Source organism: Microbacterium sp. 05N427 (genome assembly GCF_056397105.1).
Map to the genome: position 1 here is coordinate 273,324 of NZ_JBFTMT010000006.1, position 18,352 is coordinate 291,675.

Here is an 18,352-nt window from a genome sequence, read left to right on the forward strand (position 1 = left end):
GCATCAGGCCCCGGCGGCCTGGGTCGCCGGCTGCGTCTCGGCGCCCTGTTCCGCACCCTCCGGCACGGAGTACAGGAAGCCGAGGGCGTTGCCATCGGGATCGTTCAGATCGCGCATGTACATGAAGCCGTAGTCCTGCGCCGGCTGCGGTTCGGCGCCGCCCGCGGCGAGGCCCTTGGCCACCATCGCGTCGACCTCCTCGCGCGAATCGCGGGAGAAGTTGATCGAGACCTGCACCGCGGTGTTCGGATCCACGATCGGCTTGTCGGTGAAGGTCGCGAAGAACTCGCGCGTGATCAGCATCAGGAAGACATTGTCGTCCCAGGCGAAGCACGTGCCGTTCTCGTCGGAGAACTCCGGTCGGATCTCGCAGCCGAGAGCGACGTAGAAGGCCTTCGCGCGCTCGAGGTCGGACGTGGGAAGGCTGATGAAGACGTTCGTCACGATGACTCCTCTGTCGGTGGGCCCTCCGTCGGGTCCGTTGCGAAACAGCTTGCTTTTAACAAGCTCGCTTGTCAATAGCAAGCAACTGTTCGCCCTCGACTCAGTCCGCCCGCGGCGTCCGCAGCCCCCAGACGGCGAGGACCCCGGCTACGGCGGTGAGCCCCGCGACCACGACGAGTCCCACACCGGGGAGCGTCGCGGTCGCTACGGCACCGGCGACGAGAGGCCCTCCGGCGTCCCCCAGCTCCCTCCCCATCTCCGCGGATCCCATCGTGCGTCCCATCCGCTCCGGAGGCGTGGATGCGGCCAGATGCGAGAACGCCACCGGCGTCGCGAGTCCCACCCCTGCGCCGATGAGCACGGCCGCGACCACGAGCGTCGGCAGCTCGGGCCACAGTCCCGCGACCAGGATCCCGCCCGCCAGCAGCGCCAGCCCGCCGACGGCGCCGAGCCGCACAGGAAGGCGGCCGCGGTCATGCAGGGATCCGGCGAGCGGCTGCACGATGCTGCTGACGACGGCCAGCACCGTGACGAGCGCCATGCTCCCGACCGTTCCGATGCCGCTGGACCGGCCGAGCAGGGGCAGGAAGCCGACCGCCACAGCGAGGCCGCCGGTCGTTGCGGCGAGCACGAGGGTCGGCACGAGGAATCCGGGTGCGGTGAGCTCTCGCGCGAGGTCGGCGACCGTCACTCGCTTGCGGGGCAGCACGGGAACCACCGGCACCCCGAACCGCACCCAGGCGGCGGCGACCAGCGCCACCGCGGCGAGCGCCCAGAACAGGGCGGGCAGGCCGGCCCAGACGACCAGTCCGGCACCGAGCAGCGGGCCCAGCGCGTAGCCGAGGGCCTTCCATGATCCGTAGCGCCCGAAGTAGCGGCCGCGGGAGGTGTCGTCCGCGAGCCGTGCGACTGCGGCGGACGAGGCAGGGGAGAACGCCGCAGCCGCCGCCCCCTGCCCGAACCGCGCCACGATGAGTCCGGCGGTGCCGGGCACGAGCGCGCCCACGATGGAGAACACGGCGAACGCGAGGAGCCCCGCGACGATGACCGGGCGCGCGCCGATCCGGTCGCTGAGCGCGCCGAACACTGGCTTCAGCAGCACCTCTGCCAGGTCGTACAGCGCGAGGGTGAAACCGAATGCGAGCAGGGTCCAGCCGATGTCCTCGGTCTCCGCGCCGAGGGCGGCGGCGATCCCGTGCGCGCCGAACGCGGTCGTGAATCCGGCGAGATACAGCGGGGCGAGGCGCGGGCGCGGCGAGGGCACGCTCCAGTGTCGCATCCGGCCCATCCGGCGCTTTCCGACCCATCCGTCGCTTTCCGGCCCATCCGTCGTGCGGGGGATGCCGTCCGGCGACAGCCGCCCTACGGTGGAGGGATGCCGCCGTTCCTCCGCACCCCTACCTCGCGCGAACTGCGGCAGGACGTGCTCCTGGCCGGCGTCGTGCTCGTGGGCGGGATCCTCAGCGCCGGCCTCTCATCGATCGCGAAGGTCTACGGCACCGCGCAGGCCGAGCTGTGGACGGCGATCCCGTACGTCGTCGTCATCTCGGCGGCGCTCGCGATGCGACGGCGGTGGCCTGCCGCGGTCGCCGTCGTGGTGTCCCTCGCGTTCGTGGTGGCGACCTCGCTGCACGTCCCGGAGATCTACGCCGGCAACATCGCGATGTTCATCGCCCTGTACACCGTTGGCGCGTGGATGAACGCGCGCCGCAGGGCGTTCCTGGTGCGCGCGGGGATCATCGTGGCGATGGCCGTGTGGCTCGTCATCGAGATGTACCGGCAGGCGATCGATCAGGCGCACAAGGCGGAGGTCGTGGCGGGGATGTTCTCGCCGCTGGTGGCGTTCCTCATGCTGCAGGTGCTGCTGAACGTGCTGTACTTCGGCGGCGCGTACTACTTCGGCGAGCGCAGCTGGAGTGCGGCCCGTCAACGCGCCGCACTCGAGCAGCGCACCGCCGAACTCGAGCGCGAGCGCGCGCTCAGCGCCGCCCAGGCCGTCGCCCTGGACCGGGTGCGCATCGCCCGCGAGCTGCACGACGTGGTCGCGCACCACGTGTCGGTCATGGGCGTGCAAGCGGGTGCCGCGCGCATGATGATCCCGCAGGATCCGCAGGCCGCCACCGCGATCGTCGCCGGCATCGAGACCGCGGCCCGCGACGCCATCCGCGACTTCCATCAGCTGCTCGACACGCTGCGCGCCCCCGGCGACAGCGACGACGACTCCTCGACCGTCGGGATGGACGACATCGCAGACCTCGCCGCAGCGTCGACGGCGGCGGGCCTGCCCACGCGGCTGCAGGTGGTCGGCGAAGCCGTGCCGGTGCCGCGCGTGACCGCGGTCAACCTCTACCGGATCGCCCAGGAGTCGCTGACGAACGCCCGCCGTCATGCCGGCCCCGACGCCGTCGCGGACGTGCGGATCCGCTACGAACAGGGATCCGTCGAACTCGAAGTCGTCAACACGGGGCGGGTGGTCACCGGGCTTCGGCCCGGCCTCGGCCAGCTCGGCATGCGCGAGCGGGCGACCGCGTCCGGCGGGTCGATCGAGCTCGTGGCCCGGCCGGCCGGCGGATACCGCGTGCGGGCGACGCTCCCCCTGGCCGCGACGCAGCCCGCGGGCTCGCTGGGCGCGGACTCGCTGCTCACGGGCTCGCTGCTCGCGGACGGCGGCGCGGGCGCGTTGCTCGCGGACGGCGCGGGGGACCGCGAGAACGAACCCACGTCCCGAGACCGACGATCGTTCCGTGGGTCTCGGGACGCAAGTTCGGTTTCGCGGCCTCCAGGCCCGCCAGCCACGGCGACAAGCGACCCGAGGGAGTCGACGTGACCGCTCCGACCCGCGTGCTGATCGTCGACGACCACGCCATGCTCCGCGCGGGATTCCGCACGATCCTGGATCTGCAGCCCGACATCGAGGTGGTCGGCGAGGCCGGCACCGGATCCGAGGCGGTGGACCTCGCCGCATCCCTGCTGCCCGACGTGATCACGATGGATGTGCAGATGCCCGACATGGACGGGCTCGAAGCGACCCGGCGGATCAGGGCGGATGGCCGGATCTGCGCGTCGATCGCCATCGTGACGACTTTCGACCGCGACGACTACCTGTTCGATGCGTTGGATGCCGGCGCAAGCGGATTCCTGCTGAAGAACGCCGGCCCCGAAGAGCTCGTCGCCGCCGTGCGCGCGCTGGCCGCCGGCGACGGCATGCTCGCGCCCGAGGTGACCCGCCGAGTGCTGCAGCGGTTCGCGGTGCGAAGCGCGGGGACGGTTGCGTCGAGCACGGACCCCGCGGGCGGGTCGCCTTCCTCGGGCGGATACGTTCCGGCAGGGGGATCCGTTCCGGTCGGCGGATCCGTTCCAGCAGGCGGATCCGTTCCGGCAGGCGGGGCCGTTCCGGCGGGGGGATCCGCTCCCGTCGCCGGATCCGTCGCCCTGCCGAGCGCGGAACTTCCCGAGCCGCTCACCGACCGGGAGGCCGAGGTGCTGCGGCTCGTGGCCGAGGCCTGGAGCAACGCCGAGATCGCGGCGGAGCTGTTCATCGGCGAGGCGACGGTGAAGACGCACGTGTCGCGGATCCTGCAGAAGCTCGGCGCGCGCGACCGCGTGCAAGCCGTCGTGCTGGCGCACCGGCTGGGTCTGGCCTAGTCGGGGCGCGGGCGCGCCCGGTCGCGGGGCTCCATTTCGCAGGACGTTCGCAACTCTGCAGGAGGATCCGGCGTTCTCCGTCCTGCGGAGTTGCAAACGTCCTGCCGAGTTGACCGGCTAACCCGCGTCCCGGCGCACCCGCGGTCCCCGCTAGCCTCTCCCCATGCCCGAAATCCCGAGCCCTCCGGCACTCCGCCCTCGCACGTCGCCGTCCCGCGCGATCATGGCCGGCGTCGTCACGGCACTCGTCGGGTTCACGAGCTCGTTCGCGGTGGTGCTCACCGGCCTTGCAGCGGTGGGCGCGACCCACGCTCAGGCCGCAAGCGGACTGCTCGCGCTCTGCCTGACGATGGGCGTCGCCGGCATCGTGCTGGCCTGGCGCTACCGCATGCCGATCACCTCCGCCTGGTCGACTCCGGGCGCGGCGCTGCTCGCTGCCTCTGGCGCGATCGAGGGAGGCTGGCCCGCCGCGGTCGGGGCCTTCCTCATCGTGGCCGGGCTGATCCTGCTCACCGCTCTGGTGCCTCAGCTCGGATCCCTCATCGCCGCGATCCCGCCATCGATCGCGCAAGCCATGCTCGCCGGCGTGCTGCTGCCGCTGTGCATCGCCCCGATCACCGGGCTCGGCAAGAACCCGTGGGCCGTGATCCCTGTGATGCTCACGTGGCTGGTGTTCGCCCGGCTCGCGCCACGGTGGGCGGTGCCGCTGGCGTTCCTCACGGCGACGGTCGTCATCGTCATCGGGATCGTGACCAGCGGCGCTTCGACGGGCTCGGGGACGACCCTGGATCCGGTCGCGCTCCTGCCGCACCTCGAGCTCACGATGCCGACGTTCACAGTCGGGGCGCTCGTCGGCATCGCCCTGCCGCTGTTCATCGTGACCATGGCGTCGCAGAACGTGCCCGGCGTGGCCGTGATGCGCAGCTTCGGCTACGAGGTGCCCTGGCGCCCGGCCATGCTGGCGACCGGTATCGGCAGCGCCCTCGGCGCCTCCGCGGGCGGGCACGCGATCAACCTCGCCGCGATCAGCGCGGCCCTCGCCGCCGCCCCCGATGCGGAACCGGATCCGAAGCGCCGCTGGATCGCCGGCGTCTCGACAGGGGCGTCGTACCTGGTGCTCGGCGGGTTCTCCGCCGCCTTCGCCGCGCTCGTGGTGCTCGCCCCCGTCGCCGTGATCCCGGCCGTCGCCGGTCTCGCGCTGTTCGGCGCGTTCGGATCCGCCGTCCAGCAGGCGATCGACGACCCGGGCGAGCGCACCCCGGCCGTGGTGACGTTCCTCGTCGCCGCCTCCGGCATGGCGTTCTGGGGCGTGAGCGCCGCGTTCTGGGCGCTCCTGGCCGGCCTGCTCGTCCGCGCCGTCCTGCATCTCGGCCGCCGCTGACCCCGCTCCCTCCCGTCCCGCGCCCTCCCGCGCTCTCCCACCGCTTCCGGCCCCCCTCACTTCCGAGTCGTCCCCACGAGCGCACGCTATGGGCTCCGCTGACGGGGACGACCCGAAGACGGAGGCCGCCACTTCCGCGTCGTCCCCACGAGCGCACGCTATGGGCTCCGCTGACGGGGACGACCCGAAAATGGAGGGACGCTCCCACGGCCAACGGCCGCCACTTCCGCGTCGTCCCCGCGAGCGCACGCTACGGGCTCCGCTGACGGGGACGACCCGAAAATGGAGGGCTGCTCCCCCCGGACCCACCGCAAAGAGCCCCCGGATCCGCCGCAAGGGCGGTCCGGGATCCGCCGTAGGGGGGATGCCCCGGGCCGCGGGGCTGAATACCGTGGAGCCATGACCACAGTGCTCACCCGCACCACGACCACGGGGCTGCTCGAACTCGAGGGCCTCACCAAGAGCTACGGCACCCGGCGCGTTCTCGACGACGTCTCGTTCCGCGTCGAGCCGGGCCGGCTCACGGGCTTCGTCGGCGGCAACGGCGCCGGCAAGACCACCACGATGCGGATCGTGCTGGGCGTGCTCGGCTCCGACGGCGGCACCGTGCGCCTCGGCGGGCACGATGTCGCGGCCACCGACCGGCGCCACTTCGGGTACATGCCGGAGGAGCGCGGCCTGTACCCGAAGATGAAGGTGCTCGAGCAGGTCGCGTACCTCGCGCGGCTGCACGGGTTCGGCAAGACCGAGGCGACGGCCCGCGGCGAGGCGCTGCTGGCCGAGCTCGGACTCGGCGAGCGGCTGCACGACTCGATCGAGTCGCTCTCCCTCGGCAACCAGCAGCGCGCGCAGATCGCCGCCGCGCTCGTGCACGACCCCGAGGTGCTCATCCTCGACGAACCGTTCTCCGGGCTGGATCCGCTCGCGGTCGACGTCGTCGCCGGCGTGCTGCAGGCGCGGGCGGCGCAGGGGGCGGCGATCCTGTTCTCCTCGCACCAGCTCGACGTCGTCGAACGACTCTGCGATGACCTCGTCATCATCGCCGGCGGCACCATCCGCGCCGCCGGCTCCCGCGAGCAGCTGCGCGCGCAGCACTCCGCCCCGCGCTACGAGCTGGTCTCCGACGCCGATGCCGGATGGATCCGCTCCGAACCCGGCATCACCGTCGTGGACTTCGAACGAGGGACCGCGGTCTTCGACGCCGACACCCCGGAGGACGCGCAGCGCGTGCTGCGCACCGCCCTCGGCCACGGCGTCGTGCACGCCTTCAGCCCGCAGCATCCGTCCCTCGCCCAGATCTTCAAGGAGGTCATCCAGTGAGCACTTCGACCGCCCAGAACGGGGCGCTCTCCGCATCGAGCGGGATCTTCCTCGTCGCCGAGCGCGAGATCGGATCCAAGCTGCGCAGCAAGGCGTTCCTGATCTCGACCGGCATCCTGCTGCTCATCGCCCTCGCCGGCGTGCTGATCGGCGGGTTCATGAGCAAGAACACGTCGGAGACGAAGATCGCGGTGACCGCGGAAACCGCCCAGGCCGTGCACGGCCTGCCGGGACTCGCGCCGACCGAGGTCGCCGACGCGACCGCCGCGGAGAAGCTGGTCCGCGAGGGGACGGTCGAGGCGGCCCTCATCCCCGCCCCCGGCGACAGCGCGTTCGGCTTCGAGATCGTGGCCCTGAAGAGCGCGCCGAACAGCCTGCAGAGCCTGCTCGCGAAGACGCCGAAGGTCACCATCCTCGAACCGGACACGACCAATCCCCTCCTGCGCTACCTCGTCGCGATCGGCTTCGGCGTGGTCTTCCTGATGGCCGCATCGACGTTCGGTGCGACCATGGCGCAGAGCGTGGTCGAGGAGAAGTCCACGCGCGTGGTCGAACTGCTGCTCGCCGCGATCCCCGCCCGCGTGCTCCTGGCCGGGAAGGTCATCGGCAACACGGTGCTCGCGATGGCGCAGATCCTGCTGCTGGCGGCGATCGCCGTGGTCGGACTCATCGTGACGGGACAGAACACCGTGCTGCAGGGGCTCGGATCCCCGCTCGTGTGGTTCGCGGTGTTCTTCCTGTTCGGCTTCGTGCTGCTGGCCTCGCTGTTCGCCGCGGCCGCGGCCCTGGTCTCGCGCCAGGAGGACATCGGATCCACGACCATGCCGATCACGATGCTCGTGATGGCCCCGTACATCCTGGTGATCATCTTCAACGACAACCCCGTCGTGATGACGATCCTGTCGTACATCCCGTTCTCGGCGCCGGTCGCGATGCCGGTACGACTGTTCGTCGGCGAGGCGCAGTGGTGGGAGCCGCTGGCGTCGCTGGCGATCCTGCTCGTCGCGTGCGTGGCCGCGATCCTCGTGGCGGCGAAGATCTACGAGAACTCCCTGCTGCGCATGGGGGCGCGCGTGAAGCTGTCCGAGGCTCTCTCCGGACGCTGAGCCGCCCCGCGCCGGCTCCGCGCCCGCGCCGCGCCGGCTCCGCGCCGCAAGCCGTCGACAGCGAAACCGAACCTGCGTCCCGAGACCGACGAAATGATCGTGCGTCTCGGGACGCAGGTTCGGTTTCGCGGCCAACGGGGCGAGGGCGACGGCGCGGGCGACGGCGCGGGCGCGGGCGAGGGCGCGGGACCCGGATCCGGACCGCGGGAATATTCAGGTGCATGGATTGTTGCGGTGAGGGTGCGGACGATGGGGTCCGGCAGCAGATCACCGACCCGAAAGGCCTCATCGCCATGAGCACCCCCGCCACCGACCGCACCGCGGTCACCGATGCCCCGATCCTCGACGTGCTCGCCGAGCGCTGGAGCACCCGCATCTTCGACGCGACCTCGACCATCGACGAGGAGGCCCTGGCCAGCGCGCTCGAGGCCGCTCGCTGGGCGCCGACCGCCGCCAACACGCAGCCGTGGCGCGCGATCGTCGTCCGCCGCGGATCCGAGGAGCACGCCAAGGTCCTCGGCACGCTCGCCGGGTTCAACAGCGCCTGGGCGGGCGACGCCGCCCTGCTCGTGGTGTTCGTGGCCGAGACCACGCGCGACGGCAAGCCCATGACCTGGGCCCTCTACGACACCGGTCAGGCGGCCGCGCACTTCACCGTGCAGGCGCACGCGAACGGCCTCTCCACCCACCAGATGGGCGGCTTCGACCGCGACGCGATCTCCGCCGCCTTCGACCTGAGCGCCGACTTCACCCCGATCGCGGTCATGGCCGTCGGCGAGCTGGGCGACATCCGCACCGCTCCCGAGGAGCTGCAGCAGCGCGAGAACGCCCCCCGCGAGCGCCGCCCGATCGCGGACACCCTCCTCGTCAACGCCTGATCCCCGGATCCCCCACCCCGGATCCCCCACCCCGGATCCCCCACCTCCGAGTCGTCCCCGCCAGCGCACGCCATAGGCCCCGCTGACGGGGACGACTCGCATGTGGAGGGGTGCTCCGGCGGGGCGAGGGTGCGCCAGAGCGGGGCAGCGCATGTGGAGGGGTGCTCCGAGGGGGTCAGCGCTTGCGGTGCAGGCCTGCGGCGAGCGCGTCCGCGGCACGCACCAGCGACAGGTGCGAGAACGCCTGCGGGGTGTTCCCGGCATGCCGATGCTCCACCGGGTCGTACTCCTCGCTCAGCATGCCGACGTCGTTGCGCAGCGCGCACAGCCGGTCCATGAGCTCCCGCGCCTCGGCCATGCGACCGGTGACCGCGTACTGCTCCACGAGCCAGAACGAGCAGGCGAGGAACGTGTTCTCTCCCCCGGGCAGACCATCCACGCCCGAGCCGGTGCGGTACCGGTTCACGAGGCCGCCGTGGATCAGGGTCTGCTCGATCCGCTCCACCGTCGCGAGCATGCGCGGGTCGTCGGGCGCGCAGAATCCAGTGCGCGGGATGAGCAGCAGCGCGGCGTCGACCTCATCCGTGCCGCGGTGCTGCACGAAGCGTCCGTCCCGCACCCCGTGCTCGTCGATCTCGGAGCGCAGCCGGTCGCGCACGCCCCGCCAGCGCTCCGCGGAGCCGTGCGCGCCGTCCTCCTCGACCGCGCGCACCCCGCGGTCGAACGCGGCCCACAGCATCACTCGGGAGTGGGTGAAGAACTGCGGATCCCCGCGGATCTCCCACATGCCGTTGTCCGGATGGTCCAGCTGCTTCTCGGCGTGCCGCAGCAGCACCCGCTGCAACGACCACGACCGCTCGGACTCCTCGAGACCCGCGCGACGGGCGGCCGCGAGCGTCACCATCACCTCGCCGAAGACATCAGCCTGGAACTGCTCGGCCGCGGCGTTGCCCACCCGCACCGGGGCGGATCCGGCATAACCGGGCAGTGACAGCATCTCCCGCTCGAGCAGATCCCGCTCCCCCGCCAGCCCGTACATGATCTGCAGATCGGCCGGATCCCCGGCGACCGCGCGCAGCAGCCAATCGCGCCACGCCCGCGCCTCGTCCGCGAGACCGTGGGCGAGCAGGGCCTCGAGCGTGAGCGCGGCATCGCGCAGCCAGACGTACCGGTAGTCCCAGTTGCGCGCGCCGCCGAACTGCTCGGGCAGCGACGTCGTCGCCGCGGCCGCGATCCCCCCGGTCTCGCGATTGGTGAGCGCGCGCAGGAGCAGCAGCGAGCGCCTCACGTCATCCTCGTGGGGACCTTCGTGTGCGATGCCGTCGGCCCAGTCCCGCCACCAGGCCGCGGTCGCCCGCTCGGAGGTCTCCACGTCGAGCATCGCAGGAGCGGGACGGTACGACGGGAACCAGGTGAGCGCCAGGTCGGCGCTCACGCCCGCGGCCACCTCGACTGTGCCGACGTGGCTGTGCCCGCGCGGATGCAACTCGGCGCCCCGCACCACGACGGCGTCGGGGCCCGCGGTCGCGGTGAGTTCGGGAGACTCGGGGCTGCCGGTCTGGCGCACCCACGGCAAAGCCCTGGCGTAGTCGAACCGGAGCCGCAGCTCCTGTGCGAAGGACATCCGCCCGCTGATTCCGACGATCCGACGGATGATGTCGGTGCGGTCCGCGCCCAGCGCCGCCTGCGCTCCCGCGAGCGATCCCGGATCCTTCGGGAGCAGGACCGGCATCCACTCACGCACCTCGGCGACGCCGTCGGCGCTCTCCCACCGGGTCACCAGGCAGAAGGTGTCGCCGTCGTAGTGCCGGGTCGCGGTCGCCTCGGTGTCAGCGGGCCGCAGACTCCAGTGCCCCTGCTCGACGCCGCCGAGCATCGCGCCGAACAGCGACGCGGAATCCAGCCGCGGTGCGCAGAACCAGTCGATGCTGCCCGCCCGCGACACCAGCGCGGCGGTGCGTCCGTCGCTGAGCAGTGCGTAGTCCTCGATCGGCGGGGTCTCCATCCTTCGGAGTCTGGCACGGCCGCCTCTGTGGCGTCGGGGGCCCCGCCCGCGCAGGACGGATCCGGCCGTCCCGAGGCGGATCCGGGACAGCCCTCGTGCGCGGATCCGGTCCTGTCGCAGAGACAGATCAGGGACGCGGAACGTATCGTGGGCGCATGACCACCCCGACGACGCTGCTCATCCTCGGCGCTTCCGGCGACCTCACGTCCCGGCTGCTGCTGCCCGCGATCGCTCAGCTCCTGCAGCGACAGCCCGACCGCACCCTGGTGCTGCGCGGCGCCGGCTCCGACGACTGGTCCGACGAGCACTGGCAGGAGGCGGTGGGCACGGCGTTCGCGACCGTCGACGCGACGGATCAGCTCGCGCGGATCGCCGGGACCACCTATGCCAAGGCCGACGTCACCGACCGCGACGCGCTCGCGGCGCTCATCCAGGGCGTCGAAGGATCGCTCGTGATCTACTTCGCGCTTCCGCCCGCCGTGGCGGAGGCGGCATGCGAGAAGCTCGTCGACATCCCCCTGCCCGAGGGCACCGTTCTGGCGTTGGAGAAGCCGTTCGGCAGCGACGAGAAGAGCGCCGCCGCTCTCAACGCGCTGGTCACCGGGATCGTGCCGGAGACCCAGGTCTTCCGGGTCGATCACTTCCTCGGGCGATCCACGATCCTGAACATCATGGGCGTGCGCTTCGCGAACCGGCTGGTCGAGCCCATCTGGTCCGCCGACCACGTGCAATCGGTGCTGGTGCGCTACGACGAGTCGCTCGCGCTGGAGAACCGCGCACGCTACTACGACAAGGCCGGCGCTCTCGTCGACATGATCCAGAGCCACCTGCTGCAGGTTCTCGCGATCCTCGCGATGGAGCAGCCGGCGGATCTGGACGAGATCGACCTGCGCGATGCGATGGCCGCCGCCCTCCGAGCGACCCGGATCCGCGGCGACGACCCCGTCGCCTCGACCCGCCGCGCGCGGTACACGGCCGGCACGAGCGACGACCGCACCGTACCCTCCTACGCGGACGAGGAGGGTGTGGATCCGGCTCGCGGCACCGAGACCCTCGCCGAGATCACCTGCGAGGTCGACACCGCGCGCTGGGCCGGAGTGCCCTTCACGCTGCGCAGCGGCAAGGCCCTGGGCGAGCGCTGCGCGGAGATCGTCGTCACGTTCCGGCCGGTGCGGCACATCCCCGGTGGGCTCACGGGGACGCCGACGGATGGCGGCGTGCTGCGCTTCACCCTCGGCCCCGACCGGATCGAACTCGAGCTGAACGTGAACGGCGGCGACGACCCGTTCGCCCTGCGCCGCGACGTGCTGTCCACCGGGCTGGGTAAGGGCACACTGCTGGCCTACACCGAGGTGCTCAGCGAAATACTCGACGGCGATGTCGCGCTGTCCGTCCGCGGTGACGCGGCGGAGCAGTGCTGGCGGATCATTCAGCCGGCGCTGGATGCCTGGCGCTCGGGAGCCGTGCCGATGCAGGAGTATCCGGCCGGATCCACCGGCCCGCAGGAATGGGCGACCTCGCAGCGCTGAATCCTCGCGCGCCGCACCCCGGTTGCTGAGCCAGACCCGCCGCCGCAAAACCCCGGTTCCTGAGCGAGGAGCGCAGCGACAAGACGAAGGACGCCCCCGCACACCCCCACGCCCTTCGTCTCGCTACGCTCGCTCAGGAACCGGAACGAGAACCGGCTCCTGAGCGAGGAGCGCAGCGACGAGACGAAGCCCCCCCACACCCCACGTCCTTCGTCTCGCTGCGCTCGCTCAGGAACCGGAACCAGAGCTGCGCTCGCTCAGGAACCGGAGCTCAGGCATGGCGGGCGAGGAGGCGGCGGGCGGCCTCGCTGTGCTGCGCGATGAGCTGAGGCACGTCCAGGCCGACGATCTGGCCGTCGAGCACGCGCCAGGCTCCGCCGACCATGACCCGGTCCGCCCGCTCGGCACCGCACAGCAGCAGCGCGGCGAGCGGGTCATGGCTGCCCGAGAAGCGCAGCTCGTCGAGAGTGAACATCGCGAGGTCCGCCTGCTTGCCCTGGCTCAGCACTCCGATGTCGGTGCGGCCGAGGGCGCGGGCGGATCCCTGGGTCGCCCAGTCGAGCGCTCGCTCGGGGGTGACCGCGGCGGCGCCGTAGCGCAGGCGCTGCAGGTACAGGGCCTGACGCACCTCCATCATCATGTTCGAGCCGTCGTTCGACGCGGATCCGTCCACGCCCAGCCCGACCGGCACGCCGGCGGCCTCGAGCTCGACCGCGCGCGCGATGCCGCTCGCGAGGCGCATGTTCGAGGTCGCGCAGTGCGAGACCGCGGTGCCGGCGGCGCCCAGCCGGGCGATCTCGGCGTCATCGAAGTGGATGCCGTGCGCGAGCCAGGTGCGGTCGCCGAGCCAGCCGACGCTTTCCAGGTAGTCCACGGTGCGCAGCCCGAACCGCTCCCGGCAGAAGTCCTCCTCGTCGATGGTCTCGGCGAGGTGCGTGTGCAGTCGCACGTCGAGGCGCTCGGCCAGGGTCGCGGTGTCGCGCATGACCTCCGTGGTGACCGAGAACGGCGAGCACGGCGCGAGGCCGATCTGCACGAAGGCGCCCTCGCCGCGCTCGTGGTACGTGCTGACGAGGCGCTCGCTGTCGGCGAGGATCACATCCGCATCCTGCACCGTGCTCTGCGGCGGCAGTCCGCCGTCCTTCTCGCCGAGCGACATGGATCCGCGGGTCAGCGTCGCGCGCATGCCGAGGCGCCTCACGACGTCGACCTGCACGTCGATGCCCTCTTCCAACCCGTTCGGGAACAGGTAGTGGTGGTCGGCGGCGGTGGTGCAGCCGCTCAGCAGCAGCTCGGCGAGCGCGGCGGTCGTGGCGAGCTCGAGATCGCGCGGGGTGAGTCCCGCCCAGACGCCGTACAGCCCCTTGAGCCACGGGAACAGCTCGGCGCTGACCACGGGCGTCCACGCCCGGGTGAGGGTCTGATAGAAGTGGTGGTGCGTGTTGATCAGGCCGGGGATGATCACGTGCCGCGAGGCATCGTAGATCTCGTCGACCGGCGAGGAAGGGGATCCTCCGGCGGGCACGGCCTCGCGGATCGTGGATCCGGCGACGACCAGGCCGCCGCGGGCATCGGCGCTGTCGCCGGTGTGGATCCCGAGCGGGTTCTTCAACCAGACGGTGCGGGTGGATTCGGACATCGAGCAGACTCCCTCGTTCGGCGAGCGGCGCCGGAAGGTGGCCCCGCGGGGGCCAGCTCAGTGTTGACCTGTCTGCTGATCCAGGTGTGCCTCCGACGGAGGAGGCCCTCCAGATCTATCACGCGCCTCTCGCGATCGTCAATGGCTTTTCCGGATCCTAGAATGCAGATTCCGGGATACGGACGGCGCCCTTCGTCTCGTCGCTGCGCTCCTCGCTCAGGGACCGACGTTCAGCGACCCGGGGTCAGTGCGCGGGATGCTCGACCGTGACCTCGTTGCCGTCGCGGTCGACGATCTTGCCGTCGATGATCGAGTCACCGTCCTCGAAGGCGTCCAGGTACGCGACGGGGATGCTGCGGGTCGGGGCCGACACGAACGCGTTCTTGCGCTGGGCGCTGCCGAGGTGGTTGAACAGCAGGTTCAGCAGGATGGCGGTCACCGCTGCCGAGCTGATGCCGGAGTGGAAGATCGTCACGAACCAGGCCGGCATCTGCTCGTAGATCGACGGAACGGCGATCGGGAGCATGCCCACCGCGAGCGAGGTGGCGACGATCACGAGGTTCATGTTCTCCTTGTAATCGACCTTGGACAGCGTGCGGATACCGGACGCCGCGACCGAACCGAACAGCACGAGGCCGGCGCCGCCGAGGACCGGCGACGGGATGGCGCCGACGACGCGGCCCAGCACGGGCAGCAGACCGAGGATGACCAGCACGCCACCGCCGGCGGTGACCACGAACCGGCTCTTCACGCCGGTGATCGCGACGAGGCCGACGTTCTGCGCGAACGCGGACTGCGTGAACGTGCCGAAGATCGGCGAGACCGCGCTGGAGAGCATGTCGGCGCGGAGGCCCGCGGCGATGCGCTTGGAGTCGACCTTGGTGCCGACGATGTCGCTCACGGCGAGGATGTCGGCGGTGGTCTCGGTCAGGGTCACCAGGATCACGATGAACATCGAGATGATGCCGGCGAGCTCGAACGTCGGCAAGCCGAATCCGAAGATCTGCGGGAGAGCGAAGATCTGACCGTCGCCGACCTTGCTGAAATCGGCCTTGCCGAGGAAGACCGCGACGATGGTGCCGAGCACGATCGAGAGCAGGATCGCCAGGCGCGAGATCGCGCCCACCGGGATCTTGCTGAGGATCAGCACGATCACGAGCGTGATGCCCGCGAGCAGCAGATTGTCGGCAGGGGCTCCCTTCGCAGCCCCACCCTCACCGGTGCCGACGATCCAGCCGGCCGCGACCGGCAGCAGGCTGAGACCGATCGTGGTGATCACGGTTCCGGTCACGACCGGAGGGAAGAACCGGATCACGGTCGCGAACACCGGAGCGATGAGCAGACCGATCACCGAGGCGGCGATGACGGATCCGAAGACCGCGGGCAGTCCGCCTCCGCTCGTGACGATCGCACCCATGGTCGCGACGCCCGCGAACGAGACGCCCTGCACCAGCGGGAGCTGCGATCCGAAGAACGGCACGCCCACGGTCTGCAGGATCGTGGCGAGTCCGCCCATGAAGAGGCACGCCGCGATGAGCACGCCGATCTGAGTGGAGTTGAGCCCCGCGATCTGCCCGATGATGAGCGGCGGCGCGATGATGCCGCCGTACATCGTGAGCACGTGCTGGATGCCGTAGCCGATGGTCGCGCCGATCGGCAGGCGCTCGTCCTCAGGCCGGACCGGCGCCTTCTGCTGCTTCTGCTTGGTAGTCAATTCGACCTCTTCGTCGGGGGGCAGAGCACCGGGTGAGCGAGGCGGCGGCCGTCCGCAACGCCATCTGATGGCGGTTCGACGGCGAGTCGCGTGTTCCGCCCCGCATGCGGGGCGGATGTGCTGTTTATCCTGGTGCGTCTCCAGCTCTGGAGACCCTCTCAGGCTAGCCGCGGGGTCCATTCGGAGTCAAGAACTTTTCCGAATCTCGGATTGCTGTTTCCACCAGGTGGATATCACGAGAGCCCCGCCCTCGCCATCGCGGCACGGAAAAAGGCCCCGGATCAGGAAGATCCGGGGCCTTTCCTCGCTATCGCCGTATCACTCGTCGAGCAGCTCGGTCTCGATCACATCGTCCTCGTCGGCCCGGGGAGGCGTCGGGGCGACCGGCCCCTCGCTCGTGAGCACGAGGGAGGATCCGTCCGCCGCGACGTCCACGCGAACGATGTCGCCGTCGTGCACACGACCCGACAGCAGCGCCGACGCCAGCCGGTTCTGCACCTCGTTCTGGATGAGGCGACGCAGAGGCCTGGCGCCGAACACCGGGTCGTATCCGCGCTCGGAGAGCCAGGCGCGCGCATCGGGGGTGACGGCGAGCGTCAGCCGACGATCGGCGAGGCGGCGCTGCAGTTGGTCGATCGTGAGTTCCACGATCTGCGCCAGGTCGTCCTCGGTGAGGGCCTGGAACATCACGATGTCGTCGAGACGGTTGATGAACTCGGGCTTGAACGCCTGCCTCACGAGGGCCATCACGGCGTCGCTCTTCTCGGCGGGCGAGAGGGTCGGGTCGATCAGGATCGGGGATCCGATGTTGCTCGTGAGGATGAGGATGACGTTCGAGAAGTCGACCGTCCGGCCCTGGCCGTCGGTGAGCCGGCCGTCGTCCATGACCTGGAGCAGCACGTCGAACACCTCGGGGTGGGCCTTCTCGACCTCGTCCAGCAGGACGACGCTGTAGGGGCGCCGCCGCACCGCCTCGGTGAGCTGCCCGCCCTGCTCGTAGCCGACGTAGCCCGGAGGGGCGCCGACCAGGCGCGAGACCGAGTGCTTCTCGCCGTACTCCGACATGTCGATGCGCACCATGGCGTGCTCGTCGTCGAAGAGGAACTCGGCGAGAGCCTTGGCGAGCTCGGTCTTGCCGACGCCGGTGGGCCCGACGAAGAGGAAGGATCCGGTCGGCCGGCCGGGGTCGCTGATGCCCGCACGCGAGCGGCGCACCGCGTCCGAGACGGCCGCGACCGCCGCCTTCTGCCCGATCAGGCGCCGACCCAGCTCGCGCTCCAGGTGCAGGAGCTTCTCACCCTCACCCTGCAGCAGGCGCCCCACGGGGATTCCGGTCCAGGCCGCGATCACGGCCGCGATGTCCTCGTCGGTCACCTGCTCGTTCACCATGCGGGGTTCGTCGCTCTGCGCATCCGCCAGCCGCTCGGCGTCGGCCAGCTGCGCCTGCAGCTGCTTGATGGTCTCGTACTCGAGCTTCGACGCCTTCGTGTAGTCGGCGTCGCGCAGGGCGCGGTCGCGCTCGGTGATCGCCTCGTCGAGGCGCTTCTTCAGGTCGCCGACCCGGTTCAGGCCGCTGCGCTCGCGCTCCCAGCGGACCTCGAGGCCCTTGAGCTCGGCCTCGGCCTCGCCCATCTGCTCGCGGAGCTTCGCGAGGCGCTCCTTCGAGGCCGCGTCCTTCTCCTTCTTCAGCGCCAGTTCCTCGAGCCGCATCCGGTCGACCGACCTCTTCAGCTGGTCGATCTCGACGGGGCTCGAGTCGATCTCCATCTTGAGCCGACTCATGGCCTCGTCGATGAGGTCGATGGCCTTGTCCGGCAGCTGACGGCTCGGCAGGTAGCGGTTCGACAGCGAGGCGGCGGCGACCAGCGCGGAGTCGCTGATGGTCACGCCGTGGTGCGCCTCGTAGCGCCCCTTGAGGCCGCGCAGGATCGCGATGGTGTCCTCGACCGAGGGCTCCCCGACGTAGACCTGCTGGAACCGGCGCTCGAGCGCCGCGTCCTTCTCGATGAACTCCCGGTACTCGTTGAGCGTGGTCGCGCCGATGAGGCGCAGCTCTCCGCGGGCGAGCATCGGCTTGAGCATGTTGGAGGCCGCGACGGATCCCTCTCCCCCACCCGCGCCCATGAGCACGTGCAGCTCGTCGATGAAGGTGATGACGCGGCCGTCGGACTCGGTGATCTCCTTGAGCACGCTCTTCAGCCGCTCCTCGAACTGGCCGCGGTACATCGCACCGGCCACGAGGGCGGAGATGTCCAGCGACACGAGCTCCTTGTCCTTGAGCGACTCGGCCACGTCTCCCGCGACGATGCGCTGCGCGAGCCCCTCGACGACGGCGGTCTTGCCGACGCCGGGCTCGCCGATCAGCACCGGGTTGTTCTTGGTGCGCCGGGTGAGCACCTGGCTGACCCGGYGGATCTCCGCGTCGCGCCCGATCACCGGATCGAGCTTGCCCTGCCGGGCGCGATCGGTGAGGTTGATGCCGAACTGCTCGAGCGCCGACTGCTGCTCGTCCTGCTGCGCCGTCTGGGGGGTGGCCATTCGTCCTCCTGGGTCTCCTTGCGTCTGTGGCGGAAGAGCCGGAACCGCTCCGGCCCTTCAAAGTTGAGTTGATTGGACTCAAGTTTACCGGATCCGACCCGCGGGGACAAGAGCGAACAAGGACGTGTGGGAGCGCGGCGGCRAGGTCGGGAA

The 18,352-nt window shown here is 70.8% G+C and carries 13 protein-coding genes; 7 read left to right on the forward strand and 6 right to left on the reverse strand.

Going from position 1 to position 18,352, the window contains the following annotated elements:
* Positions 1-3 precede the first annotated feature (3 nt).
* Together AC1DG4_RS07995 and AC1DG4_RS08000 are read right to left on the reverse strand one after the other, a co-directional pair.
* Positions 4-444: a VOC family protein gene (locus AC1DG4_RS07995; protein WP_477375523.1), complete on the reverse strand. Its 441-nt coding sequence runs from the start codon at positions 442-444 to the stop codon at positions 4-6.
* A gap of 100 nt (positions 445-544) precedes the next feature.
* Positions 545-1,708: an MFS transporter gene (locus AC1DG4_RS08000; RefSeq protein WP_477375521.1), complete on the reverse strand. Its 1,164-nt coding sequence runs from the start codon at positions 1,706-1,708 to the stop codon at positions 545-547.
* 111 nt (positions 1,709-1,819) lie between these two features.
* Here AC1DG4_RS08000 and AC1DG4_RS08005 point away from each other — a divergent pair, with 111 nt between their 5' ends.
* The 6 genes from AC1DG4_RS08005 (at position 1,820) to AC1DG4_RS08030 (ending at position 8,774) form a co-directional block, all read left to right on the forward strand.
* Entirely contained in the window at positions 1,820-3,271 is a 1,452-nt protein-coding gene (locus tag AC1DG4_RS08005) for a sensor histidine kinase (protein WP_477375519.1), read from the forward strand.
* Positions 3,268-4,089, forward strand: a complete 822-nt coding sequence (locus tag AC1DG4_RS08010; RefSeq protein ID WP_477375517.1) for a response regulator — start codon at positions 3,268-3,270, stop codon at positions 4,087-4,089. The genes AC1DG4_RS08005 and AC1DG4_RS08010 overlap by 4 nt, the downstream gene beginning before the upstream one ends.
* Before the next feature lie 163 nt (positions 4,090-4,252).
* On the forward strand, positions 4,253-5,470 hold the full coding sequence (locus AC1DG4_RS08015) for a benzoate/H(+) symporter BenE family transporter (protein WP_477375515.1): 1,218 nt from the start codon (positions 4,253-4,255) through the stop codon (positions 5,468-5,470).
* Positions 5,471-5,905: 435 nt separating this feature from the next.
* Positions 5,906-6,790, forward strand: a complete 885-nt coding sequence (locus AC1DG4_RS08020) for an ABC transporter ATP-binding protein (protein WP_477377308.1) — start codon at positions 5,906-5,908, stop codon at positions 6,788-6,790.
* Complete coding sequence (locus AC1DG4_RS08025; protein ID WP_477375514.1) at positions 6,787-7,896, forward strand: ABC transporter permease; 1,110 nt, start codon at positions 6,787-6,789, stop codon at positions 7,894-7,896. Before AC1DG4_RS08020 ends, AC1DG4_RS08025 begins: the two co-directional genes overlap by 4 nt.
* Before the next feature lie 293 nt (positions 7,897-8,189).
* On the forward strand, positions 8,190-8,774 hold the full coding sequence (locus tag AC1DG4_RS08030; protein ID WP_477375513.1) for a nitroreductase family protein: 585 nt from the start codon (positions 8,190-8,192) through the stop codon (positions 8,772-8,774).
* 175 nt (positions 8,775-8,949) lie between these two features.
* Here AC1DG4_RS08030 and AC1DG4_RS08035 read toward each other — a convergent pair whose 3' ends face one another.
* On the reverse strand, positions 8,950-10,779 hold the full coding sequence (locus tag AC1DG4_RS08035; protein ID WP_477375512.1) for a glycoside hydrolase family 15 protein: 1,830 nt from the start codon (positions 10,777-10,779) through the stop codon (positions 8,950-8,952).
* A gap of 155 nt (positions 10,780-10,934) precedes the next feature.
* Here AC1DG4_RS08035 and AC1DG4_RS08040 point away from each other — a divergent pair, with 155 nt between their 5' ends.
* Positions 10,935-12,308 carry a glucose-6-phosphate dehydrogenase gene (locus AC1DG4_RS08040; protein ID WP_477375510.1) on the forward strand — a complete coding sequence of 458 codons (1,374 nt, stop codon included), beginning with the start codon at positions 10,935-10,937 and terminating at the stop codon, positions 12,306-12,308.
* A gap of 271 nt (positions 12,309-12,579) precedes the next feature.
* Here AC1DG4_RS08040 and AC1DG4_RS08045 read toward each other — a convergent pair whose 3' ends face one another.
* The 3 genes from AC1DG4_RS08045 to AC1DG4_RS08055 all read right to left on the reverse strand — a co-directional run bounded on the left by AC1DG4_RS08045 (position 12,580) and on the right by AC1DG4_RS08055 (position 18,199).
* Positions 12,580-13,947, reverse strand: coding sequence for an 8-oxoguanine deaminase (locus AC1DG4_RS08045; RefSeq protein WP_477375508.1), 1,368 nt, complete (start codon positions 13,945-13,947; stop codon positions 12,580-12,582).
* A gap of 244 nt (positions 13,948-14,191) precedes the next feature.
* Positions 14,192-15,661: a nucleobase:cation symporter-2 family protein gene (locus tag AC1DG4_RS08050; protein WP_477375507.1), complete on the reverse strand. Its 1,470-nt coding sequence runs from the start codon at positions 15,659-15,661 to the stop codon at positions 14,192-14,194.
* A gap of 318 nt (positions 15,662-15,979) precedes the next feature.
* Positions 15,980-18,199 (reverse strand): ATP-dependent Clp protease ATP-binding subunit, encoded by a 2,220-nt coding sequence (locus AC1DG4_RS08055; RefSeq protein WP_477421169.1) that lies wholly within the window; start codon positions 18,197-18,199, stop codon positions 15,980-15,982.
* Positions 18,200-18,352: the final 153 nt, after the last annotated feature.